A 20,781-nucleotide genomic window follows, 5' to 3' on the forward strand; every position below is an offset into this window, starting at 1 on the left:
ATGTCGAAGACCTCTAGTGAAAAAGTGCTTGAGCTAGACAATCAACATAGGAGGAAACGGAAATTGATAAATAGAAAAAATAGTTCCATTAAGGTTATTTCGCTTGGTGGTATTGGAGAAATCGGGAAAAATATGTATCTTGTTGAAGTGGACAAGGATATCTATATCATTGATGCTGGGCTAATGTTCCCCGAGGATGAAATGCTTGGCATTGATATCGTTATTCCAGACATCACGTATTTAACAGAAAACAAAGAAAGGGTTAAGGCTGTCTTCTTAACACACGGTCATGAAGATCATATTGGTGCTCTTTCTTATCTTCTCCGCCAAATTGACGTACCTGTTTATGGAACGAAACTTACCTTAGCTCTTGCAAACGCAAAGCTAAAAGAACAGGAATATAGCGGGAAGACTAATTTTATTGAAATAACATCGGAATCGATTATTAATATGGATTCCGTGGAAGTAAGCTTCTTCCGAACCAATCACAGTATTCCCGACTCAGTTGGTGTTTGTGTCCAAACATCAGAGGGCAGTATCGTTTATACGGGTGATTTTAAATTTGACCAGGCAGCAACTAAACTCTACAAGCCTGATATAGGAAAAATGGCAGCGATTGGAGAAAAAGGTGTACTGTGTTTACTCTCTGACAGTACGAATGCAGAGAAACCAGGATACACCACGTCGGAAGCAATCGTTGAACGAGAATTATCTACAGCGTTCTATAATACTAAAGGCAGAATAATTGCCGCTTGCTTTGCGTCTGACATCAATAGAATTCAGCATATCTTTGATGCAGCAAGGGATAATGGGCGTAAAGTAGCCGTTGTGGGAAAGAGCCTTGAAAGAATTTATCATATCGCGCTAGATTTAGGTTATTTAGAAGTAGGAGAAGATCTCATTATTCCTGTGAATGAAATAAACAAATTCGAGGATAGAGAGATTGTAGTATTGATGACAGGCAGTCAAGGTGAGCCGATTGAAGCACTTCAAAAAATGGCAAAGCAATCTGCGAAACATGTAAATATTCAGCCGGGTGATACAGTATTAATTGCCGCTTCCCCGCTAAGAGGCAGTGAGCTGTTAATATCCAGAACAGTGGACATGCTCTTTAGAGCAGGAGCGAATGTAATCTCAGGTAAAAGAACGATTCATGTATCTAGTCACGGCAGTCAAGAAGAACTAAAATTTATGATTAATCTAATGAAACCAAAGTTTTTTATCCCGGTGCATGGAGAATATCGAATGTTAAAGGCCCATAGGAAACTTGCATTAGATTGTGGAATATTGGATGAAAATATCATTATTCCCGACCGCGGTGATGTCATTGAATGGAAGGATGGTAAGTTAAACATAGGCAGTAAGGTATCATCTGGAAATGTCTTAATTGACGGTATTGGTGTTGGGGATGTTGGAAATATCGTATTACGGGATCGGCGCCTGCTATCCCAAGATGGTATATTAATAGTAGTCGTTACATTAACACGCCAAGATAAGAAAATAGCTGCTGGACCTGAAATTATTTCACGTGGTTTTGTCTACGTTCGCGAATCTGAAAAGTTAATGGATGAATCAACAAAATTAGTTCGAGACATCGTCCAAAAAAATATTTCAAAGGAATCTTTTGAATGGTCAAGCCTAAAGCAGGACATAAGAGATGGATTAAACCGATATCTATTCGAAAAGACAAAAAGACGTCCGATGATACTTCCTATTATTATGGAAGTATAAATAGTGGTGAGGCATTGGGTTAAACCAATGCCTTTCTTAATGGGCAAAAGGATGATTGAAGCAGCAATCAACAGACAAGTTTAAATGATTATTCCTATCTGAGAATGAAATTGTATCATAGGTCAATACTAACGTTATCATGCGTGAAGGGAGACTTATGATGGATAAGGATTTACAAAAAAACGAATCCGGAAATCAAGAAGGGCAAGAACCTCAAAAAGAGGATAAGCCTTCTTCTTTAATGGAAAAAATTCAACAACTAGGGCAAACGAATGTACCACAGCTGTCCTCCGATTCTAGAATTCATTGTTTAACGATTATCGGACAAATTGAGGGTCATTTAGCACTGCCTCCACAAAATAAAACTACTAAGTATGAACATTTGATTCCTCAATTAGTAGCGATTGAACAAAATCCAAAAATAGAAGGTGTACTAATCATATTGAATACAGTAGGAGGAGATGTGGAGGCAGGACTGGCCATCTCTGAAATGATGGCTACTCTCTCAAAACCAACTGTTTCAATTGTCTTAGGCGGAGGCCATTCCATTGGAGTGCCAATAGCAGTGTCATGTGATCACAGTTTTATTGCTGAAACGGCAACGATGACGATCCATCCTATTCGATTAACAGGTCTCGTAATTGGAGTTCCCGCAACCTTTGAATATTTAGATAAGATGCAGGATAGAGTAGTTAATTTTGTAACAAAGCATTCGAATATTACCGAAGAGAAATTTAAAGACCTAATGTTTGCCAAAGGGAATCTAACTCGTGACATCGGTACAAATGTAGTGGGTCCAGATGCAGTGGAATATGGTTTAATTGATGAAGTTGGCGGACTAGGCCAAGCGATGAAGAAGCTTAACGAATTAATAGATCAAAGGAAATCGTCTGCCGAGGGGCTGATTCAATGATTTTATACACCACAATGCCGCAGGAATTTATATATCCTCCTGAAACAGATACATTTACTAAACAACAAACTGTAACCTTTCAAGGTGTATCACTAATCGTAGAACAAACGGACTCACAAAATGTACAGGTAGTTCGCATTTTAAGCAGTGATCCGCAGCACTATCTTGACGAGCGTATATGTCCTGGTGCTAAAATTTCTTGTGCGAGCGTTGAAGGATTGTCGGCAATCAATTAGGATATTATGGTATAATCAGGTTTAGAAGCTTAAGCAGCCATTCGGGCTGCTTTCTTCTTTTACGGGTAATTTACTCCTAATTGGAAGGATAGTTATGTTTGATTACGCGTTAGGATGATTATGATAGTATTACATTTATATAGACAGGTGATTAGATGGCTAAGAAAAAGAGAAGATCAAAAAAGAGAGATAATCAATTAAAACAAACCGTTCAATTTGAACTTTCCGCGCTTGCATTATTGGCTTTAGCTATTATATCGATAGCAAAATTGGGCGCTGTGGGGGAGGCAACAGTTTTATTTTTCCGATTTTGGATGGGTGAATGGTATATGCTCAGTCTGATTGGACTCGTGTTCCTCAGTGTATATCTTATGTGGAAACGAACTATACCGTTTATCTTTCATATTAAATTAGTGGGCATTTATTTAATTGTTTCCTCCATACTTCTTTTAAGCCATGTTACGCTTTTTCATTTGCTGACAAAGGATGGAAATTTTAAAAACCCAAGTGTCATTAGTAATACATGGGAAATCTTCATGATGGAAATCAAAGGAGAAACGAGCACAATCGACCTTGGTGGTGGAATGATTGGTGCAGTTCTTTTTGCTATGTTTCATTATTTGTTTGCTGAAACGGGTACCAAGATTATTGCATTTATCTTTATTCTAATTGGATTTATTCTACTTACAGGTAAATCATTTGGTGAATTTGTTGCAAAAATAGGGAATACTCTGATTGAATTTTCCAAGGGGCAATGGAGTGCCTTTCAATTAGATATGGAGGAATGGAAGCAGAAAAAACAAGAGCGACGTGAAGAAAAACGGATACAACAGCAGCGTGAAAGGGAAAACCGAGCGGCTTCTGCTCAACCTGAAATTAATCCTCCGCTGCAAAATACACAAGAGGAATTGGTTACACCCGAGCCTCTTATCTCAAGTTTTGCAGACCGTGCTTACTCTGATGAGGATCCACAAAAACCTAAACGAAGAAAAGAGGAAAATAAAGGGAATCACCAGGTGATAGACGAAGAAGATTCGACTCCGCCTATTACCTTTACGGAAGTGGAGAATGTAGCCTATGAATTACCACCTTTGAGAATCCTTAAGCTTCCGAAGAAGACAGATCAAAGCGGTGAATACGAATTAATCCATGCGAATGCAGCTAAACTGGAACGAACTTTTCAGAGCTTTGGGGTAAAAGCACGTGTTACCCAAGTGCATCTCGGACCTGCTGTAACGAAATATGAGGTTCACCCAGATGTAGGGGTTAAGGTTAGTAAAATTGTTAGTTTGAGTGATGACTTGGCATTAGCACTTGCTGCTAAAGATATCCGAATTGAAGCTCCTATTCCTGGAAAATCTGCAATTGGGATCGAAGTGCCAAATTCTGAGGTGGCAATGGTTTCCCTAAGGGAGGTATTAGAAGCAACCCAAAATAATAAACCGGAGGCAAAGCTTCTGATTGGTTTAGGCAGAGATATTACGGGGGAAGCAGTACTTGCTGAATTAAATAAAATGCCTCATCTGCTTGTAGCCGGTTCAACCGGAAGTGGGAAGAGTGTTTGTATTAATGGTATCATTACGAGCATATTGATGAGAGCCAAGCCCCATGAAGTCAAGTTAATGATGATTGATCCGAAAATGGTTGAGTTAAATGTTTATAATGGTGTACCTCATTTATTAGCGCCAGTCGTTACAGAGCCCAAAAAAGCCTCCCAAGCGTTGAAAAAGGTCGTAAGTGAGATGGAGAGACGATATGACCTGTTCTCACATACAGGAACGCGTAATATTGAAGGGTATAATGACCATGTAAAAAGGCATAACATGGAGGAAAATGATAAACAGCCTCTATTGCCATATATTGTTGTTATTGTGGACGAGCTAGCTGACTTAATGATGGTAGCCTCATCAGATGTAGAGGATTCTATTACCAGACTTGCACAAATGGCTCGTGCTGCGGGTATTCACTTAATCATCGCAACTCAGCGTCCATCTGTGGATGTCATAACAGGAGTAATTAAAGCTAATATTCCTTCAAGAATTGCTTTTGCTGTCTCAAGTGCTACAGATTCGAGAACGATTTTGGATATGGGCGGTGCTGAGAAACTGTTAGGTAGAGGGGATATGTTATTTCTGCCTGTTGGAGCTTCAAAACCTGTTCGTGTACAAGGAGCATTTTTATCGGACAATGAAGTTGAAGATACCGTTAATTTCGTAATTGGCCAGCAAAAAGCACAATATCAAGAAGAGATGATACCAGATGATACACCTGAGGCAGTTGGCGAAGTGGATGATGATTTATATGCCGACGCAGTTGATTTAGTCATAGAAATGCAAACTGCTTCAGTGTCAATGTTGCAACGACGCTTTCGAATAGGATACACAAGGGCTGCACGTTTAATTGACGAAATGGAAGCCCGTGGAATTGTTGGAGCATATGAAGGCAGTAAGCCTAGAACGGTTTTACAATCGAAACCAAATGAAGAAGTGAATTAAAAAAAGAGCCATTTGGCTCTTTTTTTTTACATAATAACCCTATTGATTGTAGACAACTATAAATTATAACAGATTCTGAGGAAAAAAGTCCTGTTAAATTTGACATCTTTCGACAATTTCGCTTTTTTCGACAAAAATTATAAATTCTATTTCCATAAGCTAAAAAAAATGGTATATTATTTTCGATTAGTAGGAATGATTATACATCAGATGTCTGATGTCTTAGGAAAGAGTTGGAGGAACCCGCATGTCTATTAAGCTAGATAACCGACATTTATACTTACAAGTTATCGATCGGTTGAAACAAGATATCGAACTAGGAGTTTATAAGGAAAAAGAAAAATTACCTTCTGAATTCGATCTTGCCAAACAACTGGGTGTAAGTAGAGCTACACTTCGTGAAGCACTGCGGATACTTGAAGAGGAGAATGTTATCATTCGCCGCCATGGTGTCGGTACGTTTGTTAACGCGAAACCTTTGTTTACCTCAGGGATTGAACAACTGAATAGTGTAACGGACATGATCCTTCAAGCTGGGATGAAACCAGGCACCATTTTCTTAAGTTCATCAACTATTGGAGCCACTGAAGAGGATATTCGTCGTTTCTCATGTTCTCCTAATGAGGGAATTGTCGTCATGGAGCGGGTTAGAACCGCGAATGGGGAACCTGTCGTTTACTGTATCGACAAAGTACCTGAAAAAATCTTGCCAGAGACGTTTTCTCATGGTGAAGAATCCATATTTTCCATTTTGGAAGAAGAGGCCAACCGAAAGATTACATACGCGGTTGCCCAAATTGAACCAATCGGCTATCATGAGAAAATTTCACCTATTTTAGAATGTGAACCAGAAACGGCATTGCTTGTATTAAAGCAAATGCATTTCGACGAAATGGATGAACCAGTCCTTTTCTCGGTAAACTACTTTAAAGCAGATAAATTTAGTTTTCAAGTTTTGCGAAAAAGATTTTAATTTTTTGCGGGTTATGAAAACGCAATCAAGCTGCTTTCTGAAAGTTCCTACTAAATCAAACAAAAATATAGGGGGTCAATTGCTTTGACGAAACGTAAATTTGGCTTAGCTATGTCAATGATTTTAGCTGCAGGCACAATGTTAGCAGCATGTGGCGGCGGTGATGACAAGGGTACTGGTGAAGATAAAGGCAAAGAAGCTGTAAAAATCGGGATGGTTACTGACGCAGGTACGATTGATGACAAATCCTTTAACCAAAATACTTGGGAAGGTATTAAACTAGCTGAGAAAGAACTTGGAATCCAATCAAAATACCTTAAGCCTGCTGGAACAACTGAAGCAGAATATTTAAAAGAAATGGGTAATTTATACGATGCGGGTTATAAGTTTATCGTAACGCCTGGATTTAAATTTGAAACTGCCGTTTTCCATGCACAAGATAAATATAAAGACGCAAAGTTTGTAATTCTTGATGGTAACCCACATTCTGGTGATTTTAAACCAGTTGTTAAAGACAATACAGTTGCTGTTTTCTTTGCTGAGCAAGAGTCAGGCTTCCTAGCTGGTGTTGCTGCTGCATTAGAATTAAAAGAAGGCGAAACTGGATTTATCGGCGGTATGGAAATTCCTGCTGTTCAAAAGTTTAACTGGGGCTACCAGCAAGGTGTTAAATATGCAAATGAAAACTTAGGAACTAACCTAACACTTAAAGCTGAAAACGTAGTATATCAAGGTTCATTTGATAACGTAGCTGCTGGTGGACAAATTGCTGCACAAATGTATGACCGTGGTGTAGATGTAATTTTCACAGCTGCAGGCGGTGTTGGTGTAGGTGCAATCAACGAAGCGAAAACACGTGGAAAAGCTGGCGAAAAAGTATGGATCGTCGGTGTTGACTCTGACCAATACGAAGATGGTAAGTATGATGGAGACAAATCCATTATCCTGACTTCAGCTATGAAGAAATTAGATAATGTTACACTTGATATCATTAAGCGTGAGTTAAATGGTGATTTCCCTGGCGGCGAAACATTAGTATTCGATGCTAAAAATGATGGTATTGGCTTACCAGAAAAAAATCCAAACTTAAGCGATGATACTACTACTAAAGTAAAAGAAGTATTTGAAAAAATTAAGTCTGGCGAAATCAAAGTTGCTTCTGAACAAGGAAGCTTATTCAAGTAAAAAAATCATAAAGAGACGGTTCCTTTCCGTCTCTTTTATGTCCTTTATGCATGAGTGATTGTCAAGGATGCATATTACAAGAGTAATCATATATAACTGTTTAAATATCCTTCAGTTTTTGATTTTGTAATAGGGGCTCCCTATTTTCAAAGAAAACAGAGTCTAAATAAAAGGTGAGTGCTACTATGAGTTATGTGGTTGAAATGCTGAATATTAGGAAGGAATTCCCTGGTATTGTAGCAAATGATAACATTACCCTAACATTAAAAAAAGGTGAAATCCATGCATTATTAGGGGAAAACGGTGCCGGTAAATCAACACTAATGGGTGTATTATTTGGTATGTATCAACCTGAAAAAGGAATCATTAAAATTCGGGAAAAAGAAGTGAAAATTACTAATCCTAATGTAGCCAATCAACTTGGTATTGGAATGGTCCATCAGCATTTCAAATTAGTAGAAAATTTTACTGTAACTGAGAATATTATTTTAGGCAGTGAACCATTAAAAGGTATGGTTTTAGATATTGATAAGGCAGCTAAAAGAATTGCGGAATTATCAAAACACTACGGATTAAACGTGGATCCACATTCAAAAATTGAGGATATCTCAGTAGGAATGCAGCAAAGAGTAGAAATCATGAAAATGCTCTACCGTGAAGCAGAAGTGCTTATTTTTGATGAACCAACAGCGGTATTAACTCCACATGAAATTGAAGAGTTAATGAAAATTATGCGTAATCTTATTAATGAAGGTAAATCAATTATCATTATTACACATAAGTTAAAAGAAATTAAAGCGGTTGCAGACCGTTGTACGGTTATTCGTCGTGGAAAAGGAATCGGAACGGTTAACGTAAAAGAAACAAGTACGGCACAAATGGCAGAAATGATGGTTGGACGCCAAGTTAACTTTAAAGTGGATAAGAAAGCTAGTACACCTGGTGAGGTTGTACTTCAAATAGATTCTCTTTCTGTAAAAAATAATAGAAAAGTATTAGGCCTTAAAAACTTCTCGGTTGAAGTAAGAAGAGGAGAAATTGTCGGTATCGCAGGGGTTGAAGGAAATGGACAATCAGAAATCGTTGAAGCGATTACCGGACTAAGAAAAGTTGAATCAGGCAAAATTTTATTAAAAGGTAAAGAAATAACAAATATTCCAATTCGCCAAAGAATTGAAAGCGGAATTGGCCATATCCCTGAAGATAGACATAGACGGGGACTTGTTCTTGATTACACACTAGAAAATAACATGGTTTTAGAAGTTTATAATAAACCCCCTTTTGCAAAGGCAGGATTACTTAATGGCGCGGCAATTAAGAAATATGCTAAAGGTATTTTAGAAAACTTTGACGTTCGTTCCGGTGAAGGCGGAGCGTCTATTGCAAGGACTCTATCCGGAGGAAATCAGCAGAAAGCAATTATCGGTCGTGAAATGGAATTAGATCCTGATTTACTCATTGCCGTACAGCCTACACGTGGATTGGATGTAGGATCAATTGAATATATTCACAAAAGACTAATTGAGCATCGAGATAAAGGAAAGGCTGTTCTTCTAGTATCCTTAGAGCTGGATGAGGTATTACAGCTATCAGACCGTATTGCCATCGTAAATAATGGAGAGTTAATTGGTACCGTTAATGCTTCTGAGACAAACGAGAATGAGGTAGGTCTGATGATGGCAGGAGTGAGTAAGGAGGGAAGCGTATGAGAAACACCATTGTATCGCTAATATCAATTATATTAGGACTAATAGCAGGTGGTCTGCTAATGCTCTTCATAGGGGCTAGCCCTATTGAAGGATACACGTATTTATTTCAAGGTGCTTTAAAAAATATATCACGTATCGGTGATACTCTTGCAACTGCAACACCACTGATTTTTACTGGACTAGCTGTAGCTTTTGCTTTCCGTACAGGTCTATTTAATATCGGTGCTGCCGGTCAGATGTTAATTGGTGGACTTGCCGCTACTGCAGTCGGTTTAACTTTTGATTTAGCAAGACCGATCTTAATTCTTGTAATGTTACTAGCAGGTATTGTTGGCGGAGGTTTGTGGGCATTTATTCCGGGATATTTTAAAGCAAGATTCAATGTACATGAGGTAGTATCAACCATCATGATGAACTGGATTGCATATTGGACCGTTTACTATGTTGTTCCAGGTTATTTTAAGGGTGAATTCTTAGAAACTGAATCACGCAAACTTGCTGAAGGTTCTACTTTGAGAACGCCTTGGCTGACAGAAATGTTTCAGGGTTCTTATATCAACTTAGGCTTGTTTTTCGCAGTTATTGCTGTAATCATCATTGCCTTTATCATTAATAAAACTACTTTAGGATTTGAATTAAAGGCTGTAGGTTTCAATCGACACGCAGCGGAATATGCAGGTATGAAAGTTAATCGCAATATTATCTTATCTATGTTAATTTCAGGCGCGCTCGCTGGTCTTGGCGGAGTAGCATTATACACTGGTAATGCCTCAAGCATGCAAATCGGTATTTTACCATCACAGGGCTATGATGGCATTGCGGTAGCCTTACTTGGAGCTAACTCTCCAGTTGGCGTATTCTTTGCAGCACTCCTTTTCGGTATTCTTTATTCAGGGACAGGCTTTATGAATGCGATGATTGAGATTCCACCAGAACTTGCCAATACCATCATTGCGATTATTATTTACTTTGCTGCTACTAGCGTTATGATTCACCGTCTATTAAATAAATTCCGTAAGACTCGTTCAAATGCAAATGATGTAGATGGACCTGTTGGCAAGAAGGGAGAAGCATAATATGTGGACCATAATTGAACAAATATTCCCTTACGCAATTGTATTTACCATTCCTCTTCTTATCACTGCATTAGGTGGTCTTTTTAGTGAAAGAAGCGGTATCGTAAATATCGGATTAGAAGGTTTAATGATTTCTGGAGCATTTGCGAGTGCACTAACGGTTAACTTTTTGCAAGATAGTATGTCTGGATCCGCGGTATTATGGATTGGGTTATTAGTTGCAGTCATAGTAGGGATGTTGTTCTCCTTATTACACGCGTTTGCCAGCATTAACTTAAGTGCAGACCAAGTAATCAGTGGTACAGCTATTAACATGATTGCCATGGCTTTAACAGTTTTCCTAGCTAGAAATATTACTGGTAGTGGTAATATTCGTATCACCAACGGTTTTACACCATTTGATGTACCAATTTTATCTCAAATACCAATTATTGGTGATTTGTTGTTTACAAAAACGTATGCAACAACTTGGTTTATTTTAGTCGTGCTTCTAGTTAGTGCGTTTATTCTAAACAAAACCAAATTCGGTTTACGTTTAAAATCTTGTGGTGAGTTTCCACAGGCGGCTCAAGCAGCAGGGATTAATGTTGTAAGAATCCGTTATATCGGTGTAATGATTTCTGGTGCATTATCAGGCTTAGGTGGAGCAATCATTATTTTAACATACGCAGGCGAATTTACTGGTTCCGTATCAGGTCTAGGCTTCTTAGCACTAGCTTCCTTAATTTTTGGTCAGTGGAGACCGCTCGGAATCTTAGGAGCAACCTTATTCTTCGGATTTGCCAGTACAATCGCTAACGTATCTCAAGTTATTCCTGAATTGGCAGTTATTCCGCCAATCATTCTTAAAATTTTCCCATACGTGGTTACATTAATTGCTTTAGTGATCTTCTCTAAATCTTCACAAGCACCTAAAGCAGCCGGAGAACCATTCGATCCAGGAAAACGATAATTGTAAGGTAAACAGGGCTGACATTTGTCAGCCCTGTTTAGTTTTGTAGACTATTCAGTGGTTTTAACTTGTAAAAACCAAGCCTGGCAAATTATAGTAAGAATAAGCGTTTAAAACAATGGAAAAGATGTAAAATAACCGGCTAAATGTTTACATATATAATAAGAAGGATTTTGAAATCCCAAGGAGGTTTTGAGATGGATTCAACTGCTGAAAAAATCACCAATATGCAGGGCTACAAACTCCATGTCATTGAAACAGATAAATACAAAACGAATACATTTGTATGGAAAATGAAAGCACCGTTAACAAAGGAAGATGTAACGAAAAGAGCACTGCTTCCTCAGGTTTTACAAAGCAGCTCCGCAAAGTATCCGACAACAACTGCATTACGGTCTTATTTAGATGAATTATATGGTGCCACCTTATTCATTGATTTAGCGAAAAAAGGTGAATATCATATTATCAGTTTCACACTTGAGATTGCAAATGAGAATTTCTTAAGTGATCGTACCCCTCTATTGAAAAAAGGGTTCGAGCTTCTTTCAGAGGTTTTGACAAAACCAAATGTTACAGGCAATGCATTTGATCAAGAGACAGTGAACAAAGAAAAGAGAACATTAAAACAGCGAATACAATCGGTTTATGATGATAAAATGCGTTATTCCAATGTACGATTGCTGCAAGAAATGTGTAAGGGTGAACCCTATGCTCTACAAGTAAATGGTGAAGCTGAGGATGTTGACTCCATTACTCCAGAAAATTTATATGAATACTTTAAAAAGGCATTTTCTGAAGATGAAATGGACCTTTATGTCATTGGTGATGTAAATGAAGACGAAGTAAAAAGTATTGCAGAAAGCCTACTGAAATTTGATGACCGTACACCACAAAAAGCAGTTTCCACTGAGACACCGAAAAAGGAAAAGGAAAATGAAGTAAAAGAACAACAGGATGTGAAACAAGGAAAGTTAAATATCGGTTACCGTACCAATATTGTCTATGGAGACTCCGATTATTTTGCCCTTCAATTGTTCAATGGCATTTTTGGAGGATTTTCACATTCGAAGTTGTTTATCAATGTCCGTGAAAAGGCAAGCTTAGCCTATTATGTCTCCAGCCGGCTAGAGAGCCATAAGGGACTGATGATGGTCATGTCAGGGATTGATTTAAAGAACTATGACCAGGCAGTGGGAATTATTCGCGATCAGTTGGAAGCGATGAAAAAAGGTGACTTTTCTGATCAAGAATTAATCCAAACTAAAGCAGTGATTCGAAATCAAATTCTTGAAACCATAGATACATCCCGAGGATTAACAGAGATTCTTTATCATAATGTTGTCGCTAGTAAGGATATAAAACTTGAACAATGGATTAATGATATGGAAAAGACAACAAAGGAAGAAATTGTAGCGGTTGCGAATAAAATTGAACTTGATACCATCTACTTCTTAACTGGATCGGAGGCGGTAAAATAATGGAAAAGATTAATTTTGACCAGCTCCAAGAAGAACTTTATCATGAAAAGTTACCCAATGGATTAAATGTCTATATTCTGCCAAAAAAAGGTTTTAACAAAACGTTTGCTACCTTTACAACAAAGTATGGATCGATTGATAATCATTTTGTACCATTAGGAAAAGAGGAATATGTAAAGGTTCCTGATGGTATTGCGCATTTTCTTGAGCATAAGCTTTTTGAAAAGGAAGACGGTGACGTTTTTCAACAGTTTAGTAAACAAGGGGCTTCAGCCAATGCCTTTACTTCTTTTACTCGTACAGCATATTTGTTCTCAAGTACTTCAGATGTAGAAAAAAACTTAGAAACTTTAGTTGATTTCGTACAGGATCCGTACTTTTCGGAAAAAACGGTTGAAAAGGAAAAAGGGATTATTGGTCAAGAAATAACTATGTATGATGATAATCCTGATTGGCGTCTGTATTTTGGGCTGATTCAAAATTTGTATCAAAACCATCCAGTAAAAATTGATATCGCCGGTACGATTGAATCGATTTCCCATATTACAAAAGACTTGCTGTATGAGTGCTACAATACCTTCTATCATCCGAGCAATATGCTATTGTTTATTGTAGGGCCAGTTGACCCAAATAAATTCATGGATCAAGTGCGGGAAAACCAAGCGAAAAAGCAATACAAAGAAATGCCAGAGATTCAACGAAAATTTGAAGATGAGCCAGTTCAAACAGCCCAGCCAAAACAAGTGCTTGAAATGAATGTGCAAACCTCTAAATGCCTAATTGGGATGAAAGCACTTCATGTAGATCAAACGGGACCAGAGTTATTAAAGAATGAATTAACCATGAATGTCCTCTTGGATTTATTGTTTGGAAAAAGCTCAGAAAATTATAATCAACTTTATAATGAAGGTCTGATTGATGAAACCTTCTCTTATGATTATACACAAGAACAAGGCTTCGGTTTTGCGATGGTTGGCGGAGATACAGAAAACCCTGATAAACTTGCGGATCAGCTAAAAAATATGCTTTTTCAAGCTAAGAATGGTACAACATTTACTGAAGAGCAATTAGAAAGGGCTAAAAAGAAAAAAATCGGTGCATTTTTACGTGCAGTAAACTCACCAGAGTATATTGCAAACCAATTCACAAGATATGCCTTCAATGACATGAATTTATTCGATGTCGTTCCGACATTAGAGAAAATAACGATGGATGATATTAAAACAATGGCCTCAGAAGTTATTTCAGAAGAACGTTTCTCAGTCTGCCAAGTGATACCTAAGAAATAACAAGAAGCGCCGCTGCCGGCGCTTCTCTTTTCGATTAAAATTAAGTCAGCTAAAAATAGAAAGAGTGAAGCACGTGGACAAGCATGCACTAATTACAGGAGCAAGCGGCGGGATAGGACAAGCGGTGGCATTAAAATTAGCTTCTCTTGGCTATAATCTGTATCTGCACTTTAATCAAAATGAAACATCAATAAGGGATTTACTCCATCAACTCGAACCATTTGGCGGTGAATATACTGCCATTCAAGCCAACTTAGAAGAGCCGAATGGCTATAAAAAGATATGTTCACAAATCTTCTCCCTCGACGCCATTGTTCATTGCAGCGGCAATACTCATTATGGTCTCCTTGTGGATGTAAAACAGGAAGACATGGAGTCTTTAATGAGAGTTCATGTAATGAATCCTTTAATGATTACGAAAGAACTGCTGCCGAAACTAATTCAAAAAAGGTCAGGAAATGTCATTCTTATTTCCTCCATCTGGGGTCAAACTGGTGCTGCATGCGAGGTCGTTTATTCGACTGCGAAGGGAGCACAAATTTCGTTTGTAAAAGCATTAAGTAAAGAAGTAGCCTTAAATGGGGTGCGGGTGAATGCCATTGCTCCTGGAGCAGTTGAAACACCAATGATGAGCCAGTTCTCTCTAGAGGATAAACAACATCTTCAATACGAAATTCCTATGGGCAGGTTAGGTGTTCCAGAGGAAATTGCCAATGGTGTTAAATTTTTACTATCTGATGAATCTTCCTATATTACAGGACAAGTTCTATCGATAAATGGCGGTTGGTATACATAAATTATACATATTTTTTTTGATGAATAAATTCCTCCCTATCATTGCAAAATAACAATGTACAACTATAAAGGAGGGTTTAATATGTCTGTTTTAGATAACTGGAAGCAATGGGAGGATTTTCTTGCTGACCGCCTTCACCAGGCACAAAATGAAGGGATGAGCGAGGGTGCAATAAGTGCGCTTGCATTACAAATTGGTGATTACCTAGCTGAGCAGGTAGAACCGAAAAACGAGCAAGAAAGAATTCTTGCTGACCTATGGTCTGTTGCCGATAAAGAAGAGCAGCAAGCCATTGCAAACATTATGGTAAAATTAGTTCAAAATAACGGAAGTCGTTAAGAGAGAGGGCAACCTCTCTTTTTTTGCTTTTTATGAGTATTACATACTTAATTAAAGATTGAACTTGTTTTTGCTTTCATCTTGTATCAAAATCATATATTATATTGGATAGATGAGGAAATGAAAAATTTGTCGTATACGCCTAAGGAGGTTTTTATGGAAAAGAAAGAGTGGTATTTAGAATATGAGATTCAAAAAAACCGTCCTGGTTTATTGGGCGACATTTCATCATTGCTCGGAATGCTATCAATTAATATTGTAACCATTAACGGTGTAGATGAAGGGCGACGCGGTTTATTAATCTTAGCAAAAGATGATAACCAAATTAAACGGTTAGAGTCAATTTTAAATACAATGGACACAATAAAAGTAATAAAGATTAGAGAACCAAAACTGCGTGACCGCCTGGCTGTCCGCCATGGCCGATACATACAACGTGATGCGGATGATAAAAAAACATTCCGGTTTGTTCGGAGTGAACTTGGTGTATTGGTTGATTTTATGGCAGAGTTATTTAAGCAGGAAGGACACAAACTGATAGGTATCCGCGGAATGCCAAGGGTAGGTAAAACAGAGTCAGTAGTGGCTGCGAGCGTATGTGCTAACAAGCGATGGCTGTTCGTATCCTCCACTCTTCTAAAACAAACAATACGGAACCAGCTGATTCAAGATGAATACAACGAGAATAATTTATTTATTCTTGATGGAATTGTTTCAACCAAACGTGCTAGTGAACGACATTGGCAGCTCGTACGTGAAATTATGCGTTTACCTGCAGTCAAAGTGGTCGAACACCCGGATATCTTTGTTCAAAATTCTGAGTATACGCTGGATGATTTTGATTACATCATTGAGCTCCGAAACGATGCGGATGAGGAAATTACATATGATATTGTCGACCAAAATAACTTATTCTCTGGCTCTGATTTTGGAGATTTTGGATTTTAATTAATTGGAAGGTGTTAATAGGTGACTGAATTAGGTAATCGACTAAAAGAAGCGCGATTAGCCAAAGGATTAAGCTTAGAGGATTTACAGGCAATCACAAAAATTCAAAAACGGTATTTGATAGGGATTGAAGAAGGCAATTATTCTAGTATGCCAGGGAATTTTTATGTTCGTGCTTTTGTAAAACAATATGCTGAGGCACTTCAGCTTAATCCAGAAGAAATATTTGAAACGTATAAAAACGAAATACCAGCAACTCACAATGATGATTTACCTGAGAAACTGTCGCGGGTGAAATCGCGAAAGTCGGTATCAGAAGGATCTTCGAAAATTTTTGATATTATCCCAAAGGTTTTAATTGGGGTCTTTATTATTGGCGCCGCTGGATTACTGTATTATTTCTTTGTTAATAACGTCGGTGACAAAGCTAATGACCAGATTAATGAGAAAAATGAACCTGTAAAATTTGTACGCTCTGAAAATCTGGACAAAGCGGATGAGACAGAAAAAGAAGATACGAAACAAAATAAAGAAGAAAAAAAGAATGATCAACAAAAGAATGATGAGCAAAAGACTGTTGAGGAAAAACCCGTTGTAGAAACTCCTAAGCAAGAATTAGCTGCAGTTCAAAACAGTGGGAAAAACTCTTCCTATGATTTGAAAAATGCAGATAAGTTTGTTTTAAAACTGGTGACAACAGGGAATACATGGGTAAGTGTTAAAACAGGCAGTGGTATTTCCAAGTTCAATGGGATGTTATCGAACACTGGTACACAAAGTACAGAAGTTGATTTAGCCGGTGAATCCAAAGCAGTCATTGTTGTTGGTAATACCGTCGCTACTGAGATTTACGTCAATGACCAAAAGCTGGAGTATGCAATCGCACCTGCTGATCAGGTTGTTCAGAACATTACGATTCAATATGTTCCGAAGAACGAATAGTCATCAAGTGATGACTATTTTTCGTTCTAATATTATTTGGAGGCAAAACAATGAATGTACCAAATCAAATAACGATATCAAGGATTCTTTTAATTCCTATTTTCCTGATAATCATGCTATTCCCCTTTGATTGGGGAAACATGCATTTGCTGGGAGCTGACCTTCCGGTAACCCATTTTGTGGGAGCCTTAATCTTTATTTTTGCTTCAGCGACAGATTGGGTGGATGGCTATTATGCCCGAAAATACAATCTTGTTACAAATATGGGGAAATTCCTCGATCCGCTGGCAGATAAATTACTTGTCTCTGCAGCACTAGTTGTTCTTGTTGATCTTGGATATGCAGCCTCGTGGATTGTTATTTTAATCATAAGCCGTGAATTTGCTGTGACGGGCCTTCGTCTCTTGCTAGTAGAGGGTGGAGAAGTGGTCGCTGCTAATAATCTCGGAAAAATCAAAACCTGGGCACAAATTATCGCAATATCAGCACTTTTATTACATAACATTATTTTTGAAATGATTGGATTTCCATTTGGTGATGTAGCATTATGGGTTGCCTTAATTTTTACTATTTGGTCTGGATGGGATTATTTTTCAAAGAACATGCATGTTTTTAAAAATTCTAAATAGAACTTGGGGTAATGGATGATGAATGCAGAAATTATTGCAGTTGGTTCTGAATTACTGCTGGGTCAAATCGTTAATAGTAATGCACGCTTTATTTCGCAACAACTCGCAGTACTCGGTATCAATGTCTTTTTTCATACGGTAGTTGGTGATAATCCTGACCGATTAAGGTCTGTAATTGAAATTGCAGAAAACCGTTCAAATTTAATTATTTTTACCGGCGGTCTAGGACCAACAAAGGATGATTTAACGAAGGAAACGATTGCTCGGCATTTAGGGAAAAATCTAGTTATGGATCAAGAAGCATTAGAATCTATTGAACTTTATTTTAAAAAGGGAAATAGAGTAATGACTGAAAATAATAAAAAGCAGGCCCTTGTTTTAGAAGATTCTACTATCCTGCCAAATCATCATGGGATGGCACCAGGTATGATGGTAGAGACTGGTAATCGAGTATATATGCTTCTGCCAGGACCTCCGAAAGAAATGGAGCCTATGTTTTTACACTTTGGTGCTGCAGCCTTGTCCAAACAAGTAAAAACGGATGAGAAAATCGTTTCTAGAGTTTTAAGGTTCTTTGGTATTGGAGAGGCAGCGTTAGAAACGGAAATCATTGATTTAATAGAACAACAAACAAATCCAACGATTGCCCCGCTTGCTGCAGACGGAGAATGCACGTTAAGGCTTACGGCGAAGCACCATGACTTGCAAACAGCAGAGGCTATGCTTAATGAAGTAGAGGGTAACATCAGAGCTCGAGTTGGCCAGTTTTTATATGGCTATAACAATACTTCCATAGTATCTGAACTTATGAACATTTTAAAAGAAAGAAAATTAACGATCTCAGCAGCAGAGAGCTTGACCGGCGGATTGTTTCAGCAGGAATTAACAAGTGTACCCGGTGTTAGTTCGGTCCTAAAGGGCGGAGTGGTTTGCTACACGAATGAGGTTAAGAAGAATGTATTAAAAGTCAAACCAGAAACGATTGAAAAACATGGAGTTGTCAGTAAAGAGTGTGCAAAAGAGCTGGCTGAAAATGTTGCAGCATTAGTAGGTGCTGATATAGGGATTTGTTTCACGGGTGTCGCTGGTCCTGCTGAGCTTGAGGGTAAACCTGTAGGAACAGTTTACATTGGGATCTCGATTAGAGGAAAACAAACAGTGGTTGAAAAGCTGGAACTAGGCGGTTCAAGAGAAGCAAACCGAAGCCGTTCTGTGAAATATGGCTGCTATTATTTAATAAAACTTTTGCAAGAATCACAGAAAGCTAATTAACGCTCTCTGTGATTTTTTTATCATAGAATAGGTTATTTACTTTCGTGTAATCCATAGGCGGAGAATTTCCGGTTAATGTATATAGAGGAAGTTAAGAAGCAGATATAAGAGGAGATATTCCGGTTAACTGCTCTAAATATGACAAAATCCATAGACTTGGATCATATAACCGGAAAAACTCCCCTTATTTTTAAGGAAATATACTATTTTCCCCATTTAGCCGGAAATCTTCCGTTTATTTTCAAACATGGAAAATCAATATCATACTTTAACAAATCTATCTTAAAGGAAGTAGTCTGAAAATAGGAGAAAAAGTAAAAAGTAATAAAAAAGTGAATCAAAAAGATATAAATCACTGGGGGATTTTCCTATTTTTACATGACTTTTTGTTTCAAAAAAATCGAATAAGTGTTCGACTTTTTGCTGTACAAATACCCAAAAAGAGGTTATATTATTAATAGGTTTTAAATTTATAGAATTTGGCTATTAACTTTTTTGGTTTATATATAAGGGAGGAACTAGTAGTGAGTGATCGTAAAGCGGCTTTAGAGATGGCGCTAAAACAGATAGAAAAGCAATTTGGTAAAGGTTCCATCATGAAAATGGGCGAGAAGACGGACACAAGAATTTTAACAAGTCCAAGTGGCTCATTAGCAGTAGATGCAGCACTTGGTGTTGGCGGATATCCTCGAGGAAGAATTATTGAAATTTACGGACCTGAAAGCTCTGGTAAAACAACTGTTGCCTTACATGCAATTGCAGAAGTACAAGCTGCAGGCGGACAAGCAGCATTTATCGACGCTGAGCATGCCCTAGATCCAGCATATGCACAAAAACTAGGAGTAAACATCGATGAGTTATTGTTATCCCAGCCTGATACAGGGGAACAAGCACTAGAAATCGCAGAAGCACTTGTACGAAGCGGTGCAATTGATATTCTAGTAGTCGATTCCGTTGCAGCACTAGTTCCAAAAGCAGAAATTGAAGGAGAAATGGGAGATTCACACATGGGTCTTCAAGCCCGCTTAATGTCTCAAGCGCTCCGTAAACTTTCTGGTGTCATTAACAAATCGAAGACAATTGCAATCTTTATCAACCAAGTTCGTGAAAAGATTGGCGTCATGTTTGGAAACCCTGAGACGACCCCTGGTGGTCGTGCGTTGAAATTCTACTCTACAATCCGTGTTGAAGTACGTCGTGGAGAAGCTATTAAACAAGGCACTGACGTGGTTGGAAACAAAACCAAGATTAAGGTTGTTAAAAATAAAGTTGCGCCTCCATTCCGTACTGCTGAAGTGGATATTATGTATGGGGAAGGAATTTCTAAAGAGGGCGAGATCATTGATATTGGCTCTGACTTAGATATCGTTCAAAAGAGCGGTTCATGGTATTCATATAATGAGGAAAGAATTGGTCAAGGCCGTGAAAATGCAAAGACTTTCTTAAGAGAAAATCCAAGTATTCGTCTTGAAATTCAGCAAAAGATTCGTGAACACTTCGGATTAGACGGGGAAAAAATAGTCACTGAAGCCGATGACGATGAGCAATTCGAATTAATAGACTAACAAAAAGAGCAAAGCCTGATTGGGTTTTGCTCTTTTCAATAAATTGAATAATTATTAATAAATATGGATATTTATTCATGTTATATCAAATTATATATTGTTAAGATATGAACAAAGTCTAAATATTTCAAAAAGCTGACAGGAGTTACCCTTGACAATGAATATACACACATTTACAATTAACATGTATATTTTACATTTTTGTTAATATTACAATGAAAAGCTTGGTGCTTGCTGTATGTTGAACTTAACC

General features: G+C 37.9%; 18 protein-coding genes. All 18 read left to right on the forward strand.

Annotation, left to right across the window (positions count from 1 at the left end; all coding sequences use genetic code 11):
* The first annotated feature begins 63 nt into the window (after nucleotides 1-63).
* The 18 genes from BANA01_RS19425 to recA all read left to right on the forward strand — a co-directional run bounded on the left by BANA01_RS19425 (nucleotide 64) and on the right by recA (nucleotide 20,528).
* Nucleotides 64-1,731 (forward strand): ribonuclease J, encoded by a 1,668-nt coding sequence (locus BANA01_RS19425; RefSeq protein WP_063254327.1) that lies wholly within the window; start codon nucleotides 64-66, stop codon nucleotides 1,729-1,731.
* A 160-nt stretch (nucleotides 1,732-1,891) separates the two neighbouring features.
* Complete coding sequence (locus BANA01_RS19430; protein WP_063254328.1) at nucleotides 1,892-2,644, forward strand: ClpP family protease; 753 nt, start codon at nucleotides 1,892-1,894, stop codon at nucleotides 2,642-2,644.
* Complete coding sequence (locus BANA01_RS19435; protein ID WP_063254329.1) at nucleotides 2,641-2,880, forward strand: YlzJ-like family protein; 240 nt, start codon at nucleotides 2,641-2,643, stop codon at nucleotides 2,878-2,880. The genes BANA01_RS19430 and BANA01_RS19435 overlap by 4 nt, the downstream gene beginning before the upstream one ends.
* Nucleotides 2,881-3,035: 155 nt before the next feature.
* Entirely contained in the window at nucleotides 3,036-5,375 is a 2,340-nt protein-coding gene (locus BANA01_RS19440) for a DNA translocase FtsK (protein WP_063254330.1), read from the forward strand.
* 247 nt (nucleotides 5,376-5,622) lie between these two features.
* Nucleotides 5,623-6,348, forward strand: coding sequence for a GntR family transcriptional regulator (locus BANA01_RS19445; RefSeq protein ID WP_063254331.1), 726 nt, complete (start codon nucleotides 5,623-5,625; stop codon nucleotides 6,346-6,348).
* 84 nt (nucleotides 6,349-6,432) lie between these two features.
* Nucleotides 6,433-7,533, forward strand: a complete 1,101-nt coding sequence (locus tag BANA01_RS19450) for a BMP family lipoprotein (RefSeq protein WP_235847183.1) — start codon at nucleotides 6,433-6,435, stop codon at nucleotides 7,531-7,533.
* Between the two features lie 185 nt (nucleotides 7,534-7,718).
* Nucleotides 7,719-9,242 carry an ABC transporter ATP-binding protein gene (locus tag BANA01_RS19455; protein WP_063254332.1) on the forward strand — a complete coding sequence of 508 codons (1,524 nt, stop codon included), beginning with the start codon at nucleotides 7,719-7,721 and terminating at the stop codon, nucleotides 9,240-9,242.
* On the forward strand, nucleotides 9,239-10,318 hold the full coding sequence (locus tag BANA01_RS19460; RefSeq protein WP_034676726.1) for an ABC transporter permease: 1,080 nt from the start codon (nucleotides 9,239-9,241) through the stop codon (nucleotides 10,316-10,318). The genes BANA01_RS19455 and BANA01_RS19460 overlap by 4 nt, the downstream gene beginning before the upstream one ends.
* A gap of 1 nt (nucleotide 10,319) precedes the next feature.
* A complete protein-coding gene (locus BANA01_RS19465) occupies nucleotides 10,320-11,270 on the forward strand; it encodes an ABC transporter permease (RefSeq protein ID WP_034676725.1) in 951 nt (316 codons plus the stop codon).
* 197 nt (nucleotides 11,271-11,467) lie between these two features.
* Complete coding sequence (gene yfmF, locus BANA01_RS19470; protein WP_034676723.1) at nucleotides 11,468-12,748, forward strand: EF-P 5-aminopentanol modification-associated protein YfmF; 1,281 nt, start codon at nucleotides 11,468-11,470, stop codon at nucleotides 12,746-12,748.
* On the forward strand, nucleotides 12,748-14,037 hold the full coding sequence (gene yfmH, locus BANA01_RS19475; RefSeq protein WP_034676721.1) for an EF-P 5-aminopentanol modification-associated protein YfmH: 1,290 nt from the start codon (nucleotides 12,748-12,750) through the stop codon (nucleotides 14,035-14,037). The genes yfmF and yfmH overlap by 1 nt, the downstream gene beginning before the upstream one ends.
* 73 nt (nucleotides 14,038-14,110) lie before the next feature.
* On the forward strand, nucleotides 14,111-14,833 hold the full coding sequence (gene ymfI, locus BANA01_RS19480; RefSeq protein WP_034676719.1) for an elongation factor P 5-aminopentanone reductase: 723 nt from the start codon (nucleotides 14,111-14,113) through the stop codon (nucleotides 14,831-14,833).
* Nucleotides 14,834-14,914: 81 nt separating this feature from the next.
* Nucleotides 14,915-15,172 carry a DUF3243 domain-containing protein gene (locus BANA01_RS19485; protein ID WP_034676717.1) on the forward strand — a complete coding sequence of 86 codons (258 nt, stop codon included), beginning with the start codon at nucleotides 14,915-14,917 and terminating at the stop codon, nucleotides 15,170-15,172.
* Nucleotides 15,173-15,328: 156 nt separating this feature from the next.
* Nucleotides 15,329-16,120 (forward strand): DUF3388 domain-containing protein, encoded by a 792-nt coding sequence (locus BANA01_RS19490; protein ID WP_034676716.1) that lies wholly within the window; start codon nucleotides 15,329-15,331, stop codon nucleotides 16,118-16,120.
* 21 nt (nucleotides 16,121-16,141) lie between these two features.
* The gene (locus BANA01_RS19495; protein WP_034676714.1) at nucleotides 16,142-17,062 is read left to right on the forward strand and encodes a helix-turn-helix domain-containing protein; all 921 of its coding nucleotides are present in this window, start codon (nucleotides 16,142-16,144) and stop codon (nucleotides 17,060-17,062) included.
* Nucleotides 17,063-17,112: 50 nt separating this feature from the next.
* Nucleotides 17,113-17,691, forward strand: a complete 579-nt coding sequence (gene pgsA, locus BANA01_RS19500; RefSeq protein ID WP_034676712.1) for a CDP-diacylglycerol--glycerol-3-phosphate 3-phosphatidyltransferase — start codon at nucleotides 17,113-17,115, stop codon at nucleotides 17,689-17,691.
* A gap of 18 nt (nucleotides 17,692-17,709) precedes the next feature.
* Complete coding sequence (locus BANA01_RS19505) at nucleotides 17,710-18,963, forward strand: competence/damage-inducible protein A (RefSeq protein WP_034676710.1); 1,254 nt, start codon at nucleotides 17,710-17,712, stop codon at nucleotides 18,961-18,963.
* 524 nt (nucleotides 18,964-19,487) lie between these two features.
* Nucleotides 19,488-20,528 (forward strand): recombinase RecA, encoded by a 1,041-nt coding sequence (gene recA / locus BANA01_RS19510; RefSeq protein WP_034676708.1) that lies wholly within the window; start codon nucleotides 19,488-19,490, stop codon nucleotides 20,526-20,528.
* The last annotated feature ends 253 nt before the right edge of the window (nucleotides 20,529-20,781 follow it).

The sequence above is a fragment of the Neobacillus niacini NBRC 15566 genome (assembly GCF_001591505.1).
GTDB classification, from domain to species: domain Bacteria; phylum Bacillota; class Bacilli; order Bacillales; family Cytobacillaceae; genus Neobacillus; species Neobacillus niacini.